Consider the following 22,214-nt stretch of genomic DNA (forward strand, 5'->3'; position numbering starts at 1 on the left):
AGGCGCTTCTGGACCGCGTCTGGGGGCGCGACATCTATATCGACACGCGCACTGTGGATGTGCATGTGGGAAGGCTGCGCAAGACATTATGCACCACCGGCGGCCCCGACCCCATCCGCACCGTCCGAGGCGCAGGCTACGCCATGGGATAACACCCCAGACCGCGCGACAGCTACATCACGCGCCTGATCCCGCTGAAGCGCGCCCTTGCGCGCGGGTCTTTGTCAAAAAGTGCGGCCAGTTGTTCGGTCATCGCCCCGGCCAGTTGTTCGACATCGGTAATGGTGACCGCGCGTTCGTAATAGCGTGTCACATCATGCCCGATACCGATGGCCAGCAATTCTACTGCGCGGCGGCGTTCGACCAGCGCAATCACATCGCGCAGATGGCGTTCCAGATAATTGGCCGCATTGACCGACAGGGTTGAATCATCCACTGGCGCGCCATCGGAAATGACCATCAGGATCTTGCGCGCCTCTGGCCGGGCCAGCATGCGGCGATGCGCCCATTCCAATGCCTCGCCGTCGATATTTTCCTTCAGCAAACCTTCTTTCATCATCAGGCCCAGATTGGGGCGCACGCGCCGCCATGGCGCATCGGCCTGTTTATAGATGATATGGCGCAGGTCATTCAGCCGCCCCGGTTGCGCGCTGCGCCCTTCACCCAGCCAGCGTTCGCGTGATTGCCCGCCTTTCCAGGCGCGGGTGGTAAAGCCCAGGATTTCTACCTTCACATTGCACCGCTCCAGCGTGCGGGCCAGAACATCGGCGCAGATTGCGGCAATGGAAATGGGGCGTCCGCGCATGGACCCGGAATTGTCCAGCAGCAGCGTGACCACAGTATCGCGGAATTCGGTATCTTTTTCCTGCTTGAATGACAGCGGTGTGGTGGGGTTGGCGACAACCCGCGCCAAGCGGCCCGCATCCAGAATGCCTTCTTCCAGATCAAACAGCCATGACCGGTTCTGCTGCGCCTGCAGGCGGCGCTGCAATTTGTTGGCAAGCCGCGACACTGCGCCTTTCAGCGGTTCCAGCTGCTGGTCCAGATAGGCGCGCAGGCGTTCCAGTTCCGCCGGTTCGGCCAGATCTTCGGCGCGGATTTCCTCGTCAAAGGCGGTGCTGAACACCTTGTAGTCTGCGCTTGCTTCGGAATGGGGGGCAGGTGGGGGCGGGTCGAGCGGTGCTTCGCCTTCGGGCATGTCGGCTTCGTCCGACATCTCGTCGCTGGCATCCTGATCAAGGGCGGCATCGGCCTGCGCGCTGTCCTGTACGGGGCTGTCTTCGTCGCTGTCCTCGTCGGATTGTTCATCCTGCCCGGTGCTGTCGGGATTGTCCTGCTCTTCGGGCTGGTCCTCTGCTTCGGTATCGGTGCTGTCATCCTCGTCGCCGGTATCGTCGGGGTCATCGCCCAACTGGTCGCCATAGCCCAGATCCGCGATCATCTTGCGCGCAAACCGGGCAAAGGCGGTCTGGTCGTTCAGTGCCTGTTCCAACCCCTCCAGTGTCCCGCCTGCACGTTCTTCGATGAAACCGCGCCACAGGTTCAGCACCTGATCGGCCCCTTGCGGCAGGGCGCGGCCCGTGGCAAGTTCGCGGATCATGTAGCTTGCGGCAACGGGCAGGGGGGCATCCTGCCGGTTGCGGATCTGGGCATAGCCCTTGCGGGTCGCGTCATGGGAAATGCGCGCGTCGATATTCTGGGCGGTGCCCGGCATGTGGCGGGCACCCACCGCTTCGCAACGCGCATCTTCCATGGCCTGATACAGCTCGCGCGCTATCGGACCTGTCGGCAGATAGCGTGCATGGGTCGCGTCATCATGAAAACGCAGGCGCAATGCCAAAGTGTCCGCCGTGCCGCGCGCCAGTAACACCTCGTCGCGGGTCATGCGGCGGGTGACCTGTGGCAGGCGCATGGTGTCGCCACTGACGCCCGGCGGATCCACCGAATAGGTGACGGTCATCTCGCGCATATCGGCCATTGTGCGCGTCGCATCTGACAGCGCTTTCTTGAACGGGTCGGCAGGGTTGTCGGTGCGGGTCATGCGCGCTTGCTCTTGTTGCCAGGGTGGTCATTCCAGAGATAGACCAGCGCTGGCGGAAAAGAAAGCGCCGCCGCTGTCAGAATCGGGGTGTCGGTGCGATGCAATCAATCCCGCGATATTCCGAACAGCCGATCATCACGCCGCTCATGCCGCCCAACTGGTTGCCAAAGCCGAATGCGCCTGCCGCTTCTTCGGCATTGGGACCATAGAATGCGCCATCCAGCTCGCCCCAGGCTTGCTGCCCGCCATAGGTGAAACTGGTGTCTTCCGTGTTGAAAAAACGCGCATTGGGGTCGATGGCCGCGTTGTCAAACCCGGCATTCAATGCGGTTGTCAGGCCAGTCGCATCATCGCGCAATGTGCCGGTGAACTGACCGGACAGCCGACCTGCGGCAAAATCAGCATCCAGAACCGTGCTCCCGTTGGCCCGGCCTGCAAAACGGTTGCCGCCGCTGATCATGCTGGCCCCCGACTGGAATTGCCCTGTGTAGTTTACCGCTGTTCCGGGCAGGTTCACAGTGGCCGTTGTCCCCGGTCCGGCATGGATTGCGGCAAAACCGTTCTGGTCCTGATTGGGGCCATAGCCATTCACGGCAAAAGCACCGGCATAGGACAGCACACCGCTTAGCTCATTCACCAGATAGGCGCTTTCGGCGTTGATTGCCGTACATTCGGGCACTGTGGCCCCGCCGCCCGCACGGTTGCATTGCACGCTGACGCCGACCATCGGGCCATTGTGGAAATCCACCCGCGCCCCGCTGCCACGCCCCGCGGCATTATAGACCATCGTTGCCTCTACGCCGGCGACCGGGTCCTGCCCGTCGCGTGCCAGCACGCCGCCTGAATTCCCCTGACCTGATTGCACCAGCGTATTGCCGGGGCCACTGGTCATGACGTTTGTGTGGGACTGGGGTGCCATGCCCATGCCCCCGTCATCGCCGCAGGCGGTCAGGGCAGTAATGGCCAGGCAGGAAACAGCGAATATGCGCAACATGATCAGGACTCTCTGGTGGTTTTGAAAATCTGATCATCTGATGCCAGTCAAACATGTCCGAAATTGGAAGGAATAGCGGTCAAGCTGGCGCAATATTGCGACTTTGGAAACAATTCCTGCCGCAATCACGGTTTTGTCAGCCCCGTGGCCGTTTGCACATTCGCGCACAGACGCTGTGCAACCCTCTGTGTTTTCAATTGGGAACAAATGTTTACCTACATGGTTGTAAGTTAAAACCAACATGAGAAGGCGCATTATGTCCCAAACACCCCGCATTGCCGTGATCTTAGGCTCCACCCGCGAGTCCCGCTTCGGCGACACACCTGCAAAATGGATTCTTGAACGTGCGCAGGCGCGTGATGACTGGGATGTCGAGTATCTCGACCTGCAGGATTTCGACCTTCCGCTGTTCAACGAAGTGGCATCCAATGCCTGGGCCCCGACAGAAGACCCCAAGGCACGGGCATGGCAGGAAAAGATCGGCCAGTTCGACGGCTTCATCTTTGTCACCGCAGAATATAACCGTTCCATCCCCGGCGCATTGAAAAACGCGCTGGATCAGGCCTATGTCGAATGGAACCGCAAGGCGTTCGGCATTGTCAGCTATGGCTCCGTCGGTGGCACCCGCGCCGCAGAACATCTGCGCACCATCGGGATTGAATTGCAGATGGTCTCAACCCGCGCGGCCGTACATATCGGCGGCAGCGATTTCTTCACGGTTCACCCCCTGGGCGGTGATCCCAAACCCATGTCAGAGATTGAGGGCTCTATCGGCCCGTCAGCCGATGCCATGCTGGAAGATCTGGACTGGTGGACCCGCGCGACAATGACCGCACGCGGCTGATCCGACGGTCTGCTGCAAGAACAGGGCGCACTTCGGTGCGCCCTTTTTGCTGGGGGGCAGGGCAGGAATGCGGGACGGAGCGGACAGTCGCTCAGTCGAACAAACGCAAGTCTCTCAGGTGTCATTTATCAACATTGAGTTCACTAAGTCTCGAAGTTGATGCCTTACCAATTTCTAGAATCGCAAAGCGGACGGACATTATGTGTTTCTCAACGTCGTCGCAAGATACCAATAACCGATCTCCAGCGGCTAAATTTTCTCCACTATTTTTTATGTAATCTGGATCAACGACTCCTCTCTTGTGGACAAATAGGTGACGGCGCTGATTTAACAGCCATAGGTCCCCGGTTAGAGCGCTCGAAACTTCTTGAGAGTTGAATAAAGTTCTCGCAATAGCGCGCAATGCGAAAAGACTGTCTAATCGCCTTGTGCCTAAGATAATATCTCCCATTTTATCTGATAGGTCAAACCCAAATTGATTAAGCGACTTTATATCAATTGTTTGCTTTGAGCTTAGATCTTTAAATCCCGGAGCATTGGCAACCTTAATCGCATCGCCAGGAAACTTATTGAGCCATTGAGTAAAAAAAGATCTACCAAAACTTTCAAATATTGACCAAACAGAAATGATTGTCTGGATTTGAAGTTCTTGAAGAGCTTGTTGAATTTTAGCAGATTTCAATTGTCTGCTCAAGTCCATGATAACTTGATCTCTTAAAAATATTTTGCCCTCCTCGCTATCAAGAAATCCCTTCATTTTCTCATTTGATCTTTCCAAAATCGCAAAAGGAGAAGTATCCACAACTTCTGCCTTGGGGTTAGACTTTTTAAGCGCCAAAATACTCTCAGAGGCGTGAATACGATCAAATTTACGTTGAAGCGTATATTCGTTAACCAGCTGATATGGTAGCTCGGCAGCTGTAATCACTCCAGTAAGCGCTGAAGTCGCTGCAGAAAAGGGTTCGTGAAATATGAACTCAGTATTTGAATAGGGAGCCAACGGCGTCAGAAAGTTTTCGTCTGAGAAAATAAAGAAATTATCCATAACCTCATTTGCGAGGTCGATAATATTCTCAGAATTAATATCGTCGGATGTCATGGGGTTCGATTAATATCTCGATTACTCGATAGCTACCTTAATCATCGCTCCTTTGCGATCCAAAAGCAAGGAAAGTCTGCGATACGTCATAAAAGTTAGTTCTCAGATGCGCACTGATCAAGATTGGCGAACCGCAGTCTATGCGCTTTTGGCGACGGAACTTAGGTAGACCGTCCGCAATGGGCTCTTCCGCGCACCCCGCACAAAAAAGGGGCCTTGCGGCCCCTTCATTTACCCCAGTGCCATGCTGACGGCCGATTCCGGCAATTCCTCGTCAAAGCAGCGCTGATAGAATTCCGCCACGGTCTGGCGTTCCAACTCGTCGCATTTGTTCAGGAAGGACAGCCGGAACGCATAGCCGATGGACCGGAAAATGCGTGCGTTTTCGGCCCAGTTGATGACAGTGCGCGGCGACATGACCGTGGACAGATCGCCATTCATGAATGCTGTGCGCGTCAGGTCCGCGACAGTCACCATCTGGCTGATTTCCTGCCGGCCCTTGGCGGTGTTATAGGCCGGGTTCTTGGACAGAACGATGGCGGTTTCCGCGTCATGGCTCAGATAGTTCAGCGTGGCGACCAGTGACCAGCGGTCCATCTGCGCCTGGTTGATCTGCTGCACACCATGATACAGGCCCGTCGTGTCGCCCAGACCCACAGTATTCGCTGTGGCAAACAGCCGGAAGCTGGGATGCGGGGTGATGATTTCATTCTGGTCCAGCAGCGTCAGCTTGCCGTCATGTTCCAGCACGCGCTGGATCACGAACATCACATCGGGGCGGCCCGCGTCATATTCGTCGAACACAATCGCAACCGGGTTGCGCAGTGCCCAGGGCAGGATGCCTTCCTGAAACTCCGTGACCTGCACCCCTTCCTTCAGCTTGATCGCGTCCTTGCCGATCAGGTCGATGCGGCTGATATGGCTGTCCAGATTCACCCGCACCGCAGGCCAGTTCAGCCGTGCCGCGATCTGTTCGATATGGGTGGATTTGCCGGTACCGTGATAGCCCTGCACCATGACGCGGCGGTTATAGGCAAAGCCCGCAAGGATGGCCAATGTCGTGTCTGGGTCGAATTTATACGTCGGGTCCAGCGCAGGCACACGGTCGGTCGCCTCGGCAAAGCCCTTGACCGTCATGTCACTGTCGATGCCGAATACATCCCGCACATGGATTTCTTCGGTCGGTTTCAATGGTGCCGTCATACTGTCATTTCCCGCGTGAAAGTGTCGTCGATGCGCGAAGGGGCGCGTTTGCCTAGTCTGTGGAACATATCCCGCGCAGGTGCAAGGGGAAGGGCGCGCGATGATTGCGCTGCCGCGCCCCTTCCGGTGCCTGCGGTGGTTGGTGTGAAATACTCCCGCCGCGCGGGCAACTTGCACAAACCCGATATTGCCCGCTTTCCAATCGCTGCAGTTCCTGCTTCAGGATACCCCTTCAGGCCCTTGAAACTGCGTCGATAATTCGCGCCCATGACCTGATGCCGCGATGAAAGCTGTCCAGATCATACTTTTCATTTGGCGAGTGTATCTGATCATCATCCTTGGCAAATCCGATCAGCATGGAATCCATGCCAAGGATCGATTTGAAATAGCCCGCAATCGGGATCGACCCGCCTGCGCCAACGAATGCAGCGGGTTTGGGCCATTCGTCGCTCAGGGCTGCGCGCGCGGCTTCAAATGCGGGATGGCTGGTTTCCATGACCGATGCGGGAGATGCGCCATGGTCGATGAATTCCACCCGGCAATCGGCGGGAATGCGGGCGCGCACGAAATCACGAAATGCCGCGCGCAATTCCTGCGGATTCTGGCTGCCCACCAAGCGGAAGCTGACCTTGGCAGATGCGCGCGCAGGCAGCACTGTCTTGAACCCGGCCCCGGTATAGCCTGCGGTCATGCCGTTGATTTCGCATGTCGGGCGCGACCAGATCATTTCCAGCGCGCTGCGCCCGGCCTCTCCGGCGGGGTGTTTCAGTCCGACAGACCCCAGAAACGCATCCGCGTCAAAACCCAGCCCGTCCCATTGGCTGCGCAGCGCGTCGGTCAGTTCCGGCACGCCATCATAAAAACCGGGCAGGGTGACGCGCCCCTGATCATCATGCAGATCGGCCAGAATGCGGGCCAGAACACGCGCGGGGTTCATCGCCGCCCCGCCAAATGCGCCCGAATGCAGGTCACGCGCCGGGCCGTGAATGATGATTTCTTCGCCCAGAAGCCCGCGCAGCATGGTGGTGATGGCGGGGGTCTGCGCGTCAAACAGCCCTGTGTCGCAGATCAGCGCCAGATCGGCGCGCAATGCGTCGCGGTTTGCTTCCAGATAAGGCACGAGCGAGGGCGAGCCGCTTTCTTCCTCGCCTTCCATGCAGAATGTCAGCTTCACCGGAAGCGTGCCATGCACCGCCAGCCATGCACGACAGGCCTCAACGAAGGTCATCAACTGGCCCTTGTCGTCGGATGCGCCGCGCGCGCGGATCACTTTTCCGTTGGCTGTGTCCTCGATCACGGGGTCAAACGGGTCGGTGTTCCACAGGTCCAGCGGGTCAACCGGCTGCACATCATAATGGCCATAAAACAGCAAATGCGCCCCATCCTGCGCGCCCCCGGTTGCCACCACCATCGGGTGGCCGGGCGTTTCATCCTTGCGGGCTGAAAATCCAAGATTATTCAGGTCGTTAACCAGCCATTGCGCGGCGCGGTCGACATCTGATGCAAATGCCGGATCGGTGGAAACCGATGGGATGCGCAGCAAATCCTGCAACCGGTCCAGGGCATCGGGCAGGTCCTGGTCAATCCGTGCCAGAACCTTGTTCAGGTCGTTTGTCATCATGCTCTCCGCGATATGTGTCGGGCGCAGCCTATCAAAGCATCTCGGGCTGTCCAGCCCCGCTTCAGTGTTTATAAGCAGCGAACAGGTTACGATTGATTCGGATGATAAATGACATGACACCACGCACCCTGCTTCCAATGGCCGCCGCCTTAGTCTGTATGTCTGTTGCGGCAACATATGCCGATCCCGCAAACTTGCAGCGTTTTGAATTGGCGAACACGCAGATAACCCTGCATCAGCATGGGTTCCTGAATGACGAAGAACTGGCGACATTGCGCCTTGTCGGCCAGAACGAAGAAGCGCTTGCGCTGTTTCTGCCCGAGGGCAGCGGGTTCGGCGCATTGGCGGTTGCGCCCGCTGACGGGTTTATTCGCAACGGCATGCCTGCGGCTTCGGCTGTGGCGCTGTCGGATTTGCCGGATATGGAGCGTGCGAAACAGGCCGCCATCGCAGAATGCAACAGCCTGCGCAGCGGTGGACGGGCTTGCGAAATCGTGCTGGAAATTGCGCCGCGCTGAAGATGCGGGGAGTCGCGACAATCGGTCGCTGCAATTTTGATTTGTTCTAATCGCATGTTTGATTTAGGTCAAAGGCAACAGTTTTCCCCTGTCGTATCAGGGTTCGTATCGGCACGTTGAAAAACATGCGTCAGATAGATATAAAAGAATATGTACCCAGCCAACCGCGAGGGAGAGGGTCTTGGACTATAACGCTGCGCTCGATACCGCCATTCAAAGGCTTCATGATGAAGGCCGTTACCGGACCTTCATCGATATCGAACGTCGTCAGGGCCAGTTTCCGCATGCTGTGTGGACACGCCCGGATGGCGGACAACAGGATATCGTCGTCTGGTGCGGCAATGACTATCTGGGCATGGGGCAGAATCCGGTCGTGTTGCAGGCGATGAATGAAGCGCTGCACGCAACGGGTGCAGGGTCCGGCGGCACGCGCAATATTTCCGGCACGACTGTGTATCACAAACGGCTGGAAGCCTCGCTTGCTGATCTGCATGGCAAGGAATCGGCGCTTGTCTTCACCTCTGCCTATATTGCCAATGACGCGACGCTTTCGACCCTGCCGAAGCTGTTTCCCGGCCTGATCATTTATTCCGACGCGCTCAATCACGCCTCCATGATCGAAGGGGTGCGCCGCAATGGCGGGGCCAAGCGTGTTTTCCGCCATAATGACGTGGCCCATCTGCGCGAATTGCTGGAAGCGGATGACCCCGCAGCGCCCAAGCTGATCGCGTTCGAATCAATCTATTCCATGGATGGTGATTTCGCCCCGATCGGGGAAATCTGCGATCTGGCGGATGAATTCGGCGCGCTGACCTATATCGACGAAGTTCACGCCGTGGGCATGTATGGCCCGCGGGGGGCGGGTGTGTGCGAACGTGACGGAATGATGCACCGGATCGACATTATCAACGGCACGCTGGCCAAGGCTTACGGCGTCATGGGCGGCTATATCGCGGCTTCCGCCAAAATGTGCGATGCGGTGCGGTCCTATGCGCCGGGCTTCATTTTCACGACGTCAATTCCCCCCGCTGTGGCGGCAGGTGCGGCGGCATCGGTAGAATATCTGAAGACTGCACAATATTTGCGCGACAAGCAGCAGGAGAACGCCAGCATCCTTAAAATGCGCCTGCGCGGGCTGGGATTGCCGATCATTGATTACGGCAGCCATATCGTTCCGGTGCATGTGGGCCACCCTGTCCATTGCAAGGCAATTTCGGATATGTTGTTGACGCAAAACGGAATTTACGTCCAGCCGATCAATTTCCCGACAGTGCCGCGTGGCACCGAACGGCTGCGCTTCACCCCCTCGCCGGTGCATACGCCACGTATGATCGATGAGCTTGTGCGCGCAATGGATGGGCTTTGGGCGCATTGTGCGCTGAATCGCGCCGAAATTTCTGCCTGATAAATCTTAGCGCTTCAATTCCGCGTGAAAACCCGTATACTCTGATCAATCGTCAATGGATCACAAGAAGTCCGTGTCGGTCATGTGGTTTTTGGGCAACAAAATCTGTGTTTAAGGGGCGGGAATGAAGTGGTTTGGCAGCAAACCCGAGGCTGAGGCTGAAGCGCAGACAGGTGCTGTGGGCTTTGATGATTTCGAAGTACGCTTGGGTGACCTGATGCGTGGCGAGCGGGCCACTATGGGAAAATCGTTGCTGGATGTTCAGCGGGAACTGCACATTCGGGCGACATATATTTCGGCAATAGAAGCGGGCGATCTGACTGCATTCGAAGCGACCAGCTTCGTTGCGGGCTATGTGCGCTCCTACGCCCGGTATCTGGGGATGGACCCGGACTGGTGCTACGCCAAGTTCTGCGCCGAGACAAATTTCGCCATCAATCCCGATCTTCAGAAAACCCCGACACCCAAACGGCCGAATGTGCCGGTCAACCGTGATTTTCAGACAGGTCTGTTGTCGCGCACAAGGCTGGCGGTCGAACCGGAACCGTTCTGGCGCAGGCTGGATCTGGGCGCGCTGGCATCAATTGCCGTCCTTCTGGCCTTGATTGGCGGGCTTGGATATGGCGGCTGGACCGTCCTCAAGGAAGTGCAGCGGGTGAACCTTGTCCCCGCTGACCAGCCGCCCGAAGTCATGGCGGATCTGGACCCGGTGATGAGTGGTGCTGCCCCCCGTGTTGCGGAAAATGGCACGGATGACTTGCGCATCGGCCGTGACGACCCGGTTGTCGCGAATGCGCAAGGCGTGGTGCGGGCCTATCGTCCCGAAGCGCTGGATGCACCGGTTATGGTGTCGCGCGATGGCCCGATTGCCGCGATAAACCCGCGCGGCACCGGGGCGGATGACGGCGCGGCACAAACCCGTGACGCAATAGAGCGTGCCCTGGCCGATGCGTCGGGCGGCGTTTTCGCACAGGGCGACGAGGTTGTGACCGCCGATGTGCGTGTCACCCGTGATGGCCCCCCGCAGGTAGAGGTGCTGGCCGTGCGGCCAAGCTGGATTCGCGTGCGCGCCGCTGATGGCACTGTACTGTTTGAACGCATTCTTGATGCGGGCGAACGCTACACTGTGCCGCAATCCGAAGAACCTTCCATTCTGCGCGCCGGAAATTCCGGTTCGGTTTACGTACTGGTCGACGGGCAACCCTTCGGCCCGACTGCACCGGGTGCGCAGGTTGTGGATCAGGTCCGCTTGTCGCCGGATGCGGTGTCTGAACGCTTTGCCGTTGCTGACCTGAGCGGTGACAGTGATCTGCAGAATTTCGTGGATTTCGCGCAGGCTCCTGACTGACACGCGCCGCAATGGCAGGTGGCAGTTCACAGTCCCGCAGGGCCGGTTGCCGCCTGCGGTGAAGTGGTTTATCTGTAGCGCGACAGTTCCCTGCTGGCAAAGGCGCGCATCCGGATGGACCATAATCATATTCGCCCATGGCGCAACATTGCACGGCGCAAATCCCGCCAGATCATGGTCGGGAATGTGCCTGTCGGTGGTGACGCACCCATCAGCGTCCAGACCATGACCAACACCGATTCGGGGGATGCGCCTGCAACGATCCGCCAGATTCTGGCCTGCGCCGAGGCCGGGGCCGATATTGTGCGTGTGTCCGTGCCCGATGTCGCGGCCAGCAGCGCACTGCGCGAAGTGGTGCGCGAAAGCCCGGTGCCCATCGTGGCCGATATTCATTTCCACTATAAGCGCGGGATCGAAGCCGCCGAGGCGGGCGCGGCCTGTCTGCGCATCAACCCAGGGAATATTGGCGATGCGGGCCGCGTGCGCGATGTCATCAAGGCCGCGCGCGATAACGGCTGTTCCATCCGGATCGGGGTGAATGCCGGGTCGCTGGAAAAGCATCTGCTGGAAAAATATGGCGAACCTTGCCCCGATGCCATGATCGAAAGCGGGCTGGAGCATATCCGCATCCTTCAGGACAATGATTTCCACAATTTCAAGATCAGCGTGAAGGCGTCTGATGTGTTCATGTCGGCAGCGGCCTATATGGGCCTGGCAGAGGCAACAGACGCGCCCATCCATCTGGGCATAACCGAAGCGGGCGGTCTGGTTTCGGGCACGGTCAAATCGGCCATAGGGCTGGGCAATCTGCTATGGATGGGAATTGGCGATACAATCCGCGTGTCCCTGTCCGCTGACCCGGTGGAAGAAGTCAGGGTCGGTTATGAAATCCTGAAATCGCTGGGGCTGCGGCATCGCGGTGTGAATATCATTTCCTGCCCGTCCTGTGCGCGGCAGGGGTTTGACGTGATCAAGACCGTATCGGCGCTGGAAGACCGGCTTGCCCATATCAAGACCCCCATGAGCCTGTCGATCATCGGCTGCGTGGTCAATGGTCCGGGCGAGGCATTGATGACCGATATCGGCTTCACCGGTGGTGGCGCAGGGGCGGGGATGGTCTATCTGGCGGGCAAGCAAAGCCACAAGATGGACAATGCGCAGATGGTGGACCATATCGTCGAACAGGTCGAACGCCGCGCCGCCGAAATTGACGCAGCGCAGGCGCAGGAACAGGCCGCAGAATAGCCGACAGGGCGCGTGCCACGCACGCCCCCTTACGCCTTCCTGCTACGATTCGCCGATTTCCGCCAGAAGCTGCGCATTCCCGCCTGAAGCGGTCGTATCCACGCACAGATGGCGTTCCAGCAGAACATAGCCTGCATCCGGTGCTTCCGTGATCAGGGGCACAATCGGCCCCTCTCGCCGGGAGAGAGTGCGCGCAATCTCGCGCGCCTGGTCTTCCGGTCCCCAGAAAATCACGGCGGAAAAGCCGTCAAGCCGGTCCAGCCCTTCCGGAATGCCCCCGGCTGTGATGGCAATGCCCCCAAGCGCGCGTACCGCGTCGGCCTGCATGTCTGCCTGCGCGGGTTGCGGGCCCAGACACAGAACCGGCAGGCGCCGGGCGTGGCGCAACCTGTTGGTTTCGCCCGTAGGGCCGGGCAATTCCTGATCGGGGGGCAGCGGCGCGCTGGCTGGTGCGGGGGCCGCCAGCGCCTGTTCCAGCACCGCGTGCGGCACGGTCGGGGCGGACTGGTCACTGTGGTCCACGCTGGTGCGCGTGAAACGGTGCAGGTAGTGCGGCCCGCCCGCCTTTGGCCCCGTTCCCGACAGCCCTTCGCCGCCGAAAGGCTGGCTGCCGACAACCGCGCCGATCTGGTTGCGATTGACATATATGTTGCCCGCGCGCACCCGGTCGACAATATGCTGAACCCGCGCATCGATGCGCGTGTGTAACCCGAAGGTCAGCCCATAGCCGCTGGCGTTGATGTCATCTATCACACGGTCCATATCCGCGGCGCGGAACCGTGCAATATGCAGCACCGGCCCGAAAACCTCTCTCGTCATGGCCTTGATGCCGGTAACGCGCAACGCAACCGGTGCAATGAAATACCCGTCCGAGGGGGCGTTGATACGGTGCAGCAAGCGCCCGTCGCTGGTGGCCTGCGCTACATATTCGGTAATCTGGTCGCGCGCGTCATTGTCAATGACCGGGCCGATATCGGTTTCCAGATGCCAGGGGTCGCCAAGGCGCAATTCGTCCATTGCGCCAAACAGCATTTTTTCCACATCCTCGGCGATATCTTCCTGCAGATACAGGCAGCGCAACGCCGAACAGCGCTGGCCCGCAGACTGAAACGCCGATGCCAGAATGTCGCGCACGGCCTGTTCGGGCAAGGCTGTGCTGTCCACGATCATCGCGTTCAGCCCGCCGGTTTCGGCAATCAGCGGCGCGTCCGGTGACAGGTGTTCGGCCATCGCGCGCCGGATCAGCAGTGCGGTATCTGTGGACCCGGTGAAGGCCACGCCACCCACGCGCGCATCCGATGTCAGCGCCGCGCCGACACTGGCACCGTCGCCCGGCAGCAATTGCAGCACATCGCGCGGCACACCCGCTTCATGCAGCAGGGTGGTGGCAAAATGGGCGATGACCGGCGTCTGTTCTGCGGGTTTGGCCAGAACTGCGTTGCCCGTCGCCAGCGCCCCGGCAATCTGGCCGGTGAAAATAGCCAGCGGAAAATTCCACGGGCTGATGCAGGTGAATACCCCGCGCGCGGGCGCATCAAGGCTTTGCGCCTGCAATGCATAATAGCGCAGGAAATCCACCGCTTCGCGCAATTCACCTACCGCATCAAGTTGGGTTTTCCCCGCTTCGCGCGCCAGAATCGCAAAGATCGCGCCGAAATGGTCTTCATACAGATCAGCGGCGCGGTTCAGAACCTGCGCGCGGGTGGCTGCATCAGCGTTCCATGCACGGGCGGAAGCCAGTGCCGCGCTCACATCCTCGGGCGCGGCCTGTGTCACCTCGCCCAGATGGTCGGTCGGGTCGGCGGGGTTGCGGGCGTCGTAGCTTGTGCCCCCTGTCACCTTGCCCGCCAGCAGCGGGCCTGCGTGGAAATGCGCTGTCATATGCGGTTTGCGCGCGGCGGTAATCGCCGCAAGATCGGACTGGCAGGTCAGATCCCAGCCGCGCGAATTGCGACGGTCCTTGCCAAACAGGTCCGGCCCGACCGCCAGCTTCGGATTGCGCCCCTCCGGCAGCGCGTCCAGCGCCGCAAAGGGGCAGGCGGCCACGGTTTCGGGCGGGACATCGGCATCGACAATCTGGTTCACGAAGGATGAATTCGCCCCGTTTTCCAGCAACCGCCGCACCAGATAGGCCAGCAGATCCTTATGCGCGCCCACTGGCGCATAGATCCGGCAGCGCGTGGCATTGCGGGTCAGAATCAGGTCATGCAGCGCTTCGCCCATGCCATGCAGGCGCTGAAATTCATAATCCAGCGGGTTGATCTGCATGTCCTTGGCCATATGCAGCACCGCAGCGGCGGTATGCGCATTATGGGTGGCGAATTGCGGATAAAGGCGCGTGGTCATGCCCAGCAGCTTGCGCGCGCAGGCAATGAAATTGACATCCGCAGCCGGCTTTTGTGTCAGCACCGGAAACCCGTCCAGCCCCATGACCTGCGCGCGCTTGATTTCGGTGTCCCAATAGGCCCCCTTGACCAGCCGCACCATCAGTTTGCGGCCATGCAATCCGGCCTGATCGTTCAGCCAGTCGATTACATCGCCCGCGCGCGGGCCATAGGCCTGCACAACCACGCCGAACCCGTCCCAGCCGTCCAGTGCGGGGTCGCGCAGCACTTCACCGATCACATCGAGCGACAGGGCCAGCCGGTCCTGTTCTTCGGCATCGATGTTGAAGCCCATGCCCAAAGCCGCCGCCAGCCGCGCCAGTTCGCGCAGACGGGGCACCAGTTCGGCCATGACCCGGTCGGCCTGCGCCAGTTCATAGCGCGGGTGCAGCGCGGACAGCTTGACCGAAATGCCGGGATTGGCGCGGATGTCATTGCCGGTGGAAGCCGCGCCAATGCTGCGGATGGCGCTGCGATAGGCCGCGTGATAGCGCTGTGCATCCGCCATGGTGCGGGCCGCTTCGCCCAGCATGTCATAGGAATAGCTGTAGCCACGCGCTTCCATTTTGGATGCGCGGCTCATGGCGGCGTTGATGGTTTCCCCCAGAACGAACTGGCGGCCCATTTCCTTCATTGCGCGCCCGACAGCGGTGCGGATGACAGGTTCGCCCATCCGCTTGACCGCGCCGCGCAGGGCCTGTGCCGCGGTCTGTCCGCGATCATTCAGTACGCGCCCGGTCAGCATAAGCGCCCAGGTTGATGCATTGACCAGACTGGACGAGGACCGCCCCAGGTGCCTGCCCCAGTCCGATGGCACGATCTTGTCTTCGATCAGGTCGTCTATCGTCGCGGAATCGGGCACGCGCAGAAGCGCTTCGGCCAGACACATCAAGGCAATGCCTTCGTCGGTGGACAGGCCGTATTCGGCCAGAAACACCTCCATCATGGCGGGGGCCGCATGGTTGCGGATATCGGCAACAAGGCGCGCGGCGTCAGCGGCAATTTTTGCGCGCGCGGCGTTGTCCAACGCGGCCAGTTCGCGGGCATTGGCGACGCTGTGCGCTTCATCTCGCAGGATGTGGTCGGAAATCTGGGCAGGGATGCGCTGTTGCAGTGTCATCGAGAAAACCTTTTTCAGGACTTTGGCCCAGTATTGCATAGATCAGGATTGCATATCGTCCGTATTTTGAATTATAGAAGCAAAATTGACCAATTATTGTGGATAATGCAATACAATGAACCGCGTAAAGATGGACGGTTTCGATCATGCGATCCTGCGAATTCTTGCCGTCGAGGGGCGCCTTAGTGTGACCGACCTTGCGTCGCGTATCGGGCTGACAAAATCGCCCACGCAGGCGCGCGTACGCAGGCTGGAAGAGCAGGGCGTCATCTACGGATATCGCGCCATGATAGACCCGCATCAGATTGATGCAGCCCATATCGCATTTGTTGAAGTGAAGATGTCGGATACACGCGAAACGGCATTGCAGGCTTTCAATGATGCAGTGCGCAATATTCCTGAAATCGAAGAATGCCACCTTATTGCCGGGGCGTTCGATTATCTGCTGAAGGTGCGCAGCCGCGATATAGCGTCCTACCGGCGTGTTCTGGCAGAACATATTTCCGGATTGCCGTATATCACCTCCACCTCGACACATGTGGTGATGGAAGCGGTCAAGGAAACCGGCGCGCAGCCTGCGTTCTGAAGCGCGCATTATTGGGGCCATGCACAAAGCCCGCGCCAGCGGTGGGCCGGGGGCTGCCGGTCCCACATTGGAGATGTTCACTTTATGCTGGCAGCATAACCCCGGCCTTCAAAGCGTGAGTCAACATCAGCTAAACCGGCAGGCCGCGGGACGGCCCGCCGATGGCGTGGGCCAGCCTGCGGCGTTTGCTCCGCGCCTTTGAAAAAATGCCACCAACTGCTTCAGCCCGCTAGCAATCAGCGCTTGCCTGTCCTTCTGACATGATCATGCTTAGTGGCGGGTTGCAGTCAGCAAGGGCATTGGCCCGCTGCGCAGGATCAACTCGCCCTGATTGCCGATATCGAACCCGTTCGCATGTTCCAGCGCATCCAGAAAGCGCAATTCCAGATTGCGCAGCGCGGTCGGGCAGGCCAGCCGCGTTGTGCCCAGATCGCTGATCGACAAGGCATGATCACTGATTTCCGCCATCCCGACATAGCGATTGCAGGCCAGCCGCCCCGATATCTGACCATTCATCACTTCCAGTGTCAGATCGGGAAAATCCGCGCCCTGCGCATTTAACGGAACACCGAAAAGCGCGCTGACATGCCATGCGCTGCCATGCAGCAGACTTAGCGGCGATCCGGCGCAGCCCGGGCTTTCACTGCCTGCGCGCCGGGACAGGGCGGCAGTCACAGGGTAGGGGGTACGCGCATGTGCCAGCCTGCAGGGGGCATCCGTCAGGCGCAGCGACATCGCATCGGATGCGAAGATGATATCCCCGTCATCACTCCGGCTGGCCTGCATCTGGTCAATCGTATCGTGATCGCCATCTGGTCGCGGCATGGTAACAAGCGCCTGCTCGCGCGTCAGGTCAATCTGCCAGCTTGCATCTGCGGCAAAGGCCGTAATGGGCAGGATCGGTTGTGCCGGAATGCGCGCGCAGGTCTGCGGCGCTGTGTCGGGCGCGGTAACGATGATATATTGCCCGGTATCCTGAAGCTGCGTGCCATCGCTGGCCAGAAAGTTTTCATCGCTGTCGTCACCGGGCAAAAACAGGCGTGGCGGTTGCATGGAAATGGCGCGCAGCCCGTCCATGCGGCGCGCCAGCACCAGCACATCCCCGTCATCACAGGCCCAGGCCGACCGGAAGCCAAGCGCAAGTATCGGATATAATGCGATATCCGGCAGGGCGCTGCGCCCGTTCAGCTGAACAGGGGCGCTTTGGGCCAGTAGCTGGCCGTCATGCACCAGCCCCGCTTGCAGGCTGGCCGCCTGTCGCGGCAGCGTATCGAAACTGTGGGTGGCTGTGCTGTCATGGGCGCGGGCGTCAAGGCGCTGCTGGGCCAGCAACTCTCCGGCGCTATTGCGCACGACTGCGACGGCTTCGGCGCCATGTGGTATGGGGACATCCCATTGCACTGCTGCTGTCACATCGCGTGCGATACCGGGCGCAGCTGTCGCAAGCACGGTCATCGCAGCAAGATATGAACGCATGGCATGCTCCCGCAGTTTCAGCCCCTTATAAGGGCTTAGCGCAAAGACGCCCCGCGCCACAAGGCGTATCACGGGAAAGATACCATCATGCCGGGCAGGGGGCCTGAAACAGCCCCCCAAACCGCGTAACCTAGGCGCGTTCGGAATACTCAAAGGTTTCGGTATTCACCACGATATCTTCGTCCTGGCCCACAAAGGGCGGCACCAGAATGCGCACACCATTGTCCAGAACCGCCGGTTTGAAGCTGTTTGCCGCAGTCTGCCCTTTGACGACCGGCTCGGTCTCAATGATCTTGCAGATCACTTTTTGCGGCAGCGAAATATTCAGCGCTTCTTCGCCATAATATTCGACAGTCACGGTCATGCCATCCTGCAGAAAGGGGCGGCGGTCGCCCAGAATTTCCACGTCCAGTTCGATCTGCTCGAAGGATTCCATGTCCATGACCACAAGGCGGCCATCGGTTTCATACAGGAATTGCTGGTCCTTTTGTTCCAGCCGGACACGTTCCACCTTGTCTTCTGAGCGGAAACGTTCGTTCAGTTTGCGTCCGTCGCGCAGGTTCTTCATCTCGACCTGTGCAAATGCGCCACCTTTTCCGGGTTTCACATGGTTGACCTTGACGGCAGCCCAAAGCCCGCCATCATGTTCCAGAACATTGCCGGGACGAATCTCGTTTCCGTTGATTTTAGGCATGGGGTTACCTTGCTTTGCCTTGAATAATTGGTCTGCGCCCCTATATCCCGCAGACAGGGCTTAGGCAAGAACTCGATCTTGTGCCATGTATTTTTGCACCCATGTTAAAAATGCATGGCTGGTATGCGTCACCAGCGTAGCGAATCACAACGTAAACCGCGTATGCAGGCCCAAGCGGTAAATGCAAGAGCAAGAACAAGGAATGAAATATGTTCGATGCAGCGGATGGAACGGCCTTCACGCATGAGCAAGGGGCCCGTGCCCGCAAACTTTTCGCAGCTGTGGTACTGGCTGCACTGGATGATGCGATTGCGGATGACAAGAAATATGGTAACGGCCCGGAGCAGATTGCCCGCTGGGCGCGTTCGCGCGACGGGCGCGAAGTGTTGAGCTGCGCAGGCATCGACCCGAATGAACGTGTGGTTTCCGGCCTGATGGAATTTGTCGCCAAAGGCGTGCGCACGTCGGTTGCACTGTCGCGCGAAGAAAGCGAGCGGCGCAATGCCGCCGCCGCAGCGGAAGCTGAAGCCGCCTGACCTGACTGGCCGATACAAGAATTTCTGCCCCGCGCATAAGGCTGCGCGGGGTTTTTTATTTTCATATGCGGTGATGGCTGCGGGCGCTGATGTCTGGCGTTTTGGGTATGTTCTGGCGTGTAATCAGCTTGGTTTATCCGCAAATCAGGTCAAATCTGATCTGACACCTATATGTGCGTATCCCAAACGCGCGGAGCAAAGGCCGCAAGGCTGGCCCACGCCACCGGTGGGCCGTCCCGCAGCCTGCCGCTGGCGCGGGCTTGGTGCGAAGGAGCGTCCGTTGTCTTGCCAGCGTTATTCCCCGCAAACGGGGTATTTCCACCAGCCAAACCCCAACTTTAACCGCTCATCTGTGTCAGGAAACCGTCGATCGCATCTGCCGTCGTGGCGGGGTGCGTCAGCGGCAGCATATGCCCGGCGCCGCTGATGCATTGCGCCTGCGCATCGGGTAACCTTTCGCATAGCGCGGCGTTGATCGCGCCTGCAACGGGTGGCGACGCGCTGCCATGCAGCAGCAATACCGGCGCGCGTAACCCCTCCAGCCGTCCCGGTGCCAGAATACCCGCGCTGTCGTCATATATGGCCGGGGTCGTTGCCATGATCAGCGGTATTTTCGCGGAAATCCGGTCCTGTTCTGCAGGGGGCATTTCGCGGAAGGGCGTGCCCGTGCCCCATAAATCCAGAAACAGCGCCGCAGCGGTGTGATAATCGCCAAGGGCGATGGCGCTGGCGAATTCCGCATCATGGGCGGCATGGGCCGCGTATTCGGGGCGGCTTCTGGCGGCGGCGAATAAAACCGGCTCTATCAGCACCAGGGCGCGCACCAGATCAGGGCGTTCCAGCGCCAGACGCAAGGCGATTGTCGCCCCGAAGGAATGCCCGATCAGCAGTGATGGTGCCTGCAGCAGGGTCTGGGCATGGGCGACGCATTGCCCCTGAAACTCGCCCGTCCCGTCCCAGTCGTCAGACCGGCCATGGCCGGGCATGTCAAACCCCTGCGCCGCAAGCGGGGTGCGCATCGCGGCCAGCAGCGCCCGCCAGTCGCGCGCGCGGCCAAGGGCGCAATGCAGCATCAGGGCGGGCATGCCCTGTGTGCTGAACCGGTAATCGGCAATCACATGGTGACCCCAAGATGCTGCGCCAGAAAATCCAGCCTGTCCTGCCCCCAGAAGCGTTCCTCCCCCACCACGAAGAACGGTACGCCGAACACACCATCGGCCACCGCGTCTTCCAGATTGCGGGGATAGATTTCGGCACCTTGCAACATGCCACTGAAGGCAAGCGCAGGGTCGAAACCCGCAGCCGTCAGGCAGTCGCGGATCACGTCATCATCTGCGATATTGCGGTCTTCGGCCCAGCAGGCGCGGGTCAGGCCATACAGCAATTCCGCCATGTCCCCGCCGCCCGATTCCTGTGCGGCGATGATGGCATAGGATGCGGGCGCGGGGTTGGTCGGGAAAAATGCCGGGCGCAGCGTCAGGGGCATGTCCAGCCGGTCCGACCAGCGGCGCAATTCCTGCAACCGGTATGCTTTGCGGTTGTCATGACGCTCGGCCAGCACCTGCCCGCCGGTGCGCGCGAACAGCGCTGTCGGGTCAAGGGGCTTGTAGCGCAGGCTGGCACCCGCCTTGGCCGCGATCTGTGCCGGACGCTTGCCCGCCAGATATGTCCAGGGCGACAGGGGCGTAAAGTAGTAGTCAATATGTGGCATTTGTCACGGCTCCTTGCCTTGGCGGTTTGCAAGATCGTAGCGGGGTGGTAAGCGGTGTCAATCTTGTCCGAATCCACTCCGGCCCCATTTCGTCAAGGATTGCCCCATGATCGACCGCACTGAACCCAAGCTGATTTCCGGCAACGCGAACATACCGCTTGCCAAGGCCATAGCGCGACGCATGTCGCTGCATCGTGGCATGAATGTCGGGCTTGTTGATGCCCGTGTGGAACGGTTCAACGATCAGGAAGTCTTTGTCGAAGTGTATGAAAATGTCCGTGGCGAGGATATGTTCATCATCCAGTCCACGTCGAACCCCGCCAATGACAACCTGATGGAATTGCTGATCATCGCTGATGCGCTGAAGCGGTCGTCGGCATCGCGGATCACGGCAGTTATTCCCTATTTCGGCTATGCCCGTCAGGACCGCCGCACCAAGGCCCGCACGCCGATTTCCGCCAAGCTGGTGGCGAACATGATCGCGCAGTCCGGGATTGAACGCATTCTGACGCTGGATCTGCATGCCGCCCAGATTCAGGGGTTCTTCGATATTCCGGTGGATAACCTGTATGCCGCGCCGGTATTCGCGCTGGATGTGCTGCATCATTTCAAGGGCCGTTTGCAGGATGTAACCGTCGTGTCGCCCGATGTCGGCGGTGTGGCACGCGCGCGCGAACTGGCCAAACGCATTGGCTGTGCGCTGGCCATCGTGGATAAACGCCGCGAAAAGCCCGGTGAAATTGCCGAAATGACGGTTATCGGCGATGTAAGCGGCAAAAGCTGCATCATTGTGGACGATATCTGCGACACTGCCGGAACCCTGTGCAAGGCCGCCGAAGTCTTGACAGAGGCCGGCGCAACAGAAGTTCACAGCTACATCACCCATGGTGTGCTGTCCGGCCCGGCCGTGGAACGCATCACAAATTCGGTCATGAAATCATTGGTGATCACCGATTCCATCGCGCCCACCGAAGCAGTGAAATCCGCCCATAACATCCGCATTGTGCCGACCGCACCGATGTTCGCCCAAGGTATTCTGAATACCTGGAAAGGGACATCCGTGTCGTCGCTCTTTGACACCGAAACGCTGACCCCGATTTATGAAGGGCTGTACGGCGAGGTTTGAGATCTGCTGCTTTTTCCGGGGACGGGGGGAAGCGGTCGCGGGGCCATGCACCAAGCCCGCGCCAGCGGTGGGCCGGGGACTGCCGGTCCGACGTGAGAGGGGTTCACTTTAAGCAGGCGGCATAACCCTGGCCTTCAATGCTTGAATCAGCACCAGCGAAACCGGCGGGCTGCAGGGCGGCCCACCGCTGGCGCGGCGGGCTGCGCCCTTTACTCCGCGCGTTTGGGACTCTCCAACACCTGTTTCACACCAGAACCGACAAG

General features: G+C 59.5%; 19 protein-coding genes. 9 read left to right on the top strand and 10 right to left on the bottom strand.

Going from position 1 to position 22,214, the window contains the following annotated elements; translation table 11 throughout:
• The coding region (locus PUT78_RS18825) for a winged helix-turn-helix domain-containing protein (protein WP_274351801.1) at positions 1–152 on the top strand (152 nt) is incomplete at its 5' end.
• 20 nt (positions 153–172) lie between these two features.
• Here the strand turns inward: PUT78_RS18825 and cobT are convergent.
• Entirely contained in the window at positions 173–2,041 is a 1,869-nt protein-coding gene (gene cobT, locus PUT78_RS18830) for a cobaltochelatase subunit CobT (RefSeq protein WP_274353819.1), read from the bottom strand.
• A gap of 76 nt (positions 2,042–2,117) precedes the next feature.
• Positions 2,118–3,035, bottom strand: coding sequence for a transferrin-binding protein-like solute binding protein (locus PUT78_RS18835; protein WP_274353820.1), 918 nt, complete (start codon positions 3,033–3,035; stop codon positions 2,118–2,120).
• A gap of 256 nt (positions 3,036–3,291) precedes the next feature.
• Here PUT78_RS18835 and PUT78_RS18840 point away from each other — a divergent pair, with 256 nt between their 5' ends.
• Positions 3,292–3,879, top strand: a complete 588-nt coding sequence (locus PUT78_RS18840; protein ID WP_274353821.1) for an NADPH-dependent FMN reductase — start codon at positions 3,292–3,294, stop codon at positions 3,877–3,879.
• A gap of 121 nt (positions 3,880–4,000) precedes the next feature.
• Here PUT78_RS18840 and PUT78_RS18845 read toward each other — a convergent pair whose 3' ends face one another.
• The 3 genes from PUT78_RS18845 to PUT78_RS18855 form a co-directional block, all read right to left on the bottom strand.
• On the bottom strand, positions 4,001–4,978 hold the full coding sequence (locus tag PUT78_RS18845) for a hypothetical protein (RefSeq protein ID WP_274353822.1): 978 nt from the start codon (positions 4,976–4,978) through the stop codon (positions 4,001–4,003).
• Positions 4,979–5,209: 231 nt separating this feature from the next.
• Positions 5,210–6,181: a cobaltochelatase subunit CobS gene (gene cobS, locus PUT78_RS18850; protein WP_274353823.1), complete on the bottom strand. Its 972-nt coding sequence runs from the start codon at positions 6,179–6,181 to the stop codon at positions 5,210–5,212.
• Positions 6,182–6,413: 232 nt separating this feature from the next.
• On the bottom strand, positions 6,414–7,802 hold the full coding sequence (locus tag PUT78_RS18855; protein WP_420793525.1) for a M20/M25/M40 family metallo-hydrolase: 1,389 nt from the start codon (positions 7,800–7,802) through the stop codon (positions 6,414–6,416).
• A 113-nt stretch (positions 7,803–7,915) separates the two neighbouring features.
• Here PUT78_RS18855 and PUT78_RS18860 point away from each other — a divergent pair, with 113 nt between their 5' ends.
• The 4 genes from PUT78_RS18860 to ispG all read left to right on the top strand — a co-directional run bounded on the left by PUT78_RS18860 (position 7,916) and on the right by ispG (position 12,318).
• Positions 7,916–8,320 carry a hypothetical protein gene (locus PUT78_RS18860; protein WP_274353824.1) on the top strand — a complete coding sequence of 135 codons (405 nt, stop codon included), beginning with the start codon at positions 7,916–7,918 and terminating at the stop codon, positions 8,318–8,320.
• 181 nt (positions 8,321–8,501) lie between these two features.
• Positions 8,502–9,725, top strand: a complete 1,224-nt coding sequence (hemA, locus tag PUT78_RS18865) for a 5-aminolevulinate synthase (RefSeq protein WP_274353825.1) — start codon at positions 8,502–8,504, stop codon at positions 9,723–9,725.
• 124 nt (positions 9,726–9,849) lie between these two features.
• On the top strand, positions 9,850–11,073 hold the full coding sequence (locus tag PUT78_RS18870; RefSeq protein ID WP_274353826.1) for a helix-turn-helix domain-containing protein: 1,224 nt from the start codon (positions 9,850–9,852) through the stop codon (positions 11,071–11,073).
• Positions 11,074–11,187: 114 nt separating this feature from the next.
• Positions 11,188–12,318: a flavodoxin-dependent (E)-4-hydroxy-3-methylbut-2-enyl-diphosphate synthase gene (ispG, locus tag PUT78_RS18875; protein ID WP_274353827.1), complete on the top strand. Its 1,131-nt coding sequence runs from the start codon at positions 11,188–11,190 to the stop codon at positions 12,316–12,318.
• A 42-nt stretch (positions 12,319–12,360) separates the two neighbouring features.
• Here ispG and putA read toward each other — a convergent pair whose 3' ends face one another.
• Positions 12,361–15,822 (bottom strand): bifunctional proline dehydrogenase/L-glutamate gamma-semialdehyde dehydrogenase PutA, encoded by a 3,462-nt coding sequence (putA, locus tag PUT78_RS18880; RefSeq protein ID WP_274353828.1) that lies wholly within the window; start codon positions 15,820–15,822, stop codon positions 12,361–12,363.
• A gap of 115 nt (positions 15,823–15,937) precedes the next feature.
• On the opposite strand from putA, the gene PUT78_RS18885 reads away from it, so the two are divergent.
• On the top strand, positions 15,938–16,408 hold the full coding sequence (locus PUT78_RS18885; RefSeq protein ID WP_274353829.1) for an Lrp/AsnC family transcriptional regulator: 471 nt from the start codon (positions 15,938–15,940) through the stop codon (positions 16,406–16,408).
• A 270-nt stretch (positions 16,409–16,678) separates the two neighbouring features.
• Here the strand turns inward: PUT78_RS18885 and PUT78_RS18890 are convergent, their stop codons facing one another.
• On the bottom strand, positions 16,679–17,884 hold the full coding sequence (locus PUT78_RS18890) for an META domain-containing protein (protein ID WP_274353830.1): 1,206 nt from the start codon (positions 17,882–17,884) through the stop codon (positions 16,679–16,681).
• Positions 17,885–18,014: 130 nt separating this feature from the next.
• The gene (gene efp, locus PUT78_RS18895; RefSeq protein ID WP_274353831.1) at positions 18,015–18,578 is read right to left on the bottom strand and encodes an elongation factor P; all 564 of its coding nucleotides are present in this window, start codon (positions 18,576–18,578) and stop codon (positions 18,015–18,017) included.
• 209 nt (positions 18,579–18,787) lie between these two features.
• Between efp and PUT78_RS18900 the strand changes: the two genes are divergently transcribed.
• Positions 18,788–19,114, top strand: a complete 327-nt coding sequence (locus tag PUT78_RS18900; protein ID WP_071796032.1) for a DUF6280 family protein — start codon at positions 18,788–18,790, stop codon at positions 19,112–19,114.
• Positions 19,115–19,452: 338 nt separating this feature from the next.
• Here the strand turns inward: PUT78_RS18900 and PUT78_RS18905 are convergent, their stop codons facing one another.
• Both PUT78_RS18905 and PUT78_RS18910 read right to left on the bottom strand, forming a co-directional pair.
• Positions 19,453–20,232, bottom strand: a complete 780-nt coding sequence (locus PUT78_RS18905; RefSeq protein ID WP_274353832.1) for an alpha/beta fold hydrolase — start codon at positions 20,230–20,232, stop codon at positions 19,453–19,455.
• The gene (locus PUT78_RS18910; protein ID WP_274353833.1) at positions 20,229–20,825 is read right to left on the bottom strand and encodes a 2-hydroxychromene-2-carboxylate isomerase; all 597 of its coding nucleotides are present in this window, start codon (positions 20,823–20,825) and stop codon (positions 20,229–20,231) included. The genes PUT78_RS18905 and PUT78_RS18910 overlap by 4 nt, the downstream gene beginning before the upstream one ends.
• A 106-nt stretch (positions 20,826–20,931) precedes the next feature.
• Between PUT78_RS18910 and PUT78_RS18915 the strand changes: the two genes are divergently transcribed.
• Complete coding sequence (locus PUT78_RS18915) at positions 20,932–21,951, top strand: ribose-phosphate pyrophosphokinase (protein WP_274353834.1); 1,020 nt, start codon at positions 20,932–20,934, stop codon at positions 21,949–21,951.
• The last annotated feature ends 263 nt before the right edge of the window (positions 21,952–22,214 follow it).

It is taken from the genome of Roseinatronobacter alkalisoli, from assembly GCF_028745735.1.
Taxonomy (GTDB): domain Bacteria; phylum Pseudomonadota; class Alphaproteobacteria; order Rhodobacterales; family Rhodobacteraceae; genus Roseinatronobacter; species Roseinatronobacter alkalisoli.

Excerpts from the sequence above, each read along its gene's own strand:
- cobT (WP_274353819.1), bottom strand. The coding sequence starts at position 2,041 with ATGACCCGCACCGACAACCCTGCCGACCCGTTCAAGAAAGCGCTGTCA.
- PUT78_RS18835 (WP_274353820.1), bottom strand. The coding sequence starts at position 3,035 with ATGTTGCGCATATTCGCTGTTTCCTGCCTGGCCATTACTGCCCTGACC.
- PUT78_RS18840 (WP_274353821.1), top strand. The coding sequence starts at position 3,292 with ATGTCCCAAACACCCCGCATTGCCGTGATCTTAGGCTCCACCCGCGAG.
- PUT78_RS18845 (WP_274353822.1), bottom strand. The coding sequence starts at position 4,978 with ATGACATCCGACGATATTAATTCTGAGAATATTATCGACCTCGCAAAT.
- cobS (WP_274353823.1), bottom strand. The coding sequence starts at position 6,181 with ATGACGGCACCATTGAAACCGACCGAAGAAATCCATGTGCGGGATGTA.
- PUT78_RS18855 (WP_420793525.1), bottom strand. The coding sequence starts at position 7,802 with ATGATGACAAACGACCTGAACAAGGTTCTGGCACGGATTGACCAGGAC.
- PUT78_RS18860 (WP_274353824.1), top strand. The coding sequence starts at position 7,916 with ATGACACCACGCACCCTGCTTCCAATGGCCGCCGCCTTAGTCTGTATG.
- PUT78_RS18870 (WP_274353826.1), top strand. The coding sequence starts at position 9,850 with ATGAAGTGGTTTGGCAGCAAACCCGAGGCTGAGGCTGAAGCGCAGACA.
- ispG (WP_274353827.1), top strand. The coding sequence starts at position 11,188 with ATGGACCATAATCATATTCGCCCATGGCGCAACATTGCACGGCGCAAA.
- putA (WP_274353828.1), bottom strand. The coding sequence starts at position 15,822 with ATGACACTGCAACAGCGCATCCCTGCCCAGATTTCCGACCACATCCTG.
- PUT78_RS18885 (WP_274353829.1), top strand. The coding sequence starts at position 15,938 with ATGAACCGCGTAAAGATGGACGGTTTCGATCATGCGATCCTGCGAATT.
- PUT78_RS18890 (WP_274353830.1), bottom strand. The coding sequence starts at position 17,884 with ATGCGTTCATATCTTGCTGCGATGACCGTGCTTGCGACAGCTGCGCCC.
- efp (WP_274353831.1), bottom strand. The coding sequence starts at position 18,578 with ATGCCTAAAATCAACGGAAACGAGATTCGTCCCGGCAATGTTCTGGAA.
- PUT78_RS18900 (WP_071796032.1), top strand. The coding sequence starts at position 18,788 with ATGTTCGATGCAGCGGATGGAACGGCCTTCACGCATGAGCAAGGGGCC.
- PUT78_RS18910 (WP_274353833.1), bottom strand. The coding sequence starts at position 20,825 with ATGCCACATATTGACTACTACTTTACGCCCCTGTCGCCCTGGACATAT.
- PUT78_RS18915 (WP_274353834.1), top strand. The coding sequence starts at position 20,932 with ATGATCGACCGCACTGAACCCAAGCTGATTTCCGGCAACGCGAACATA.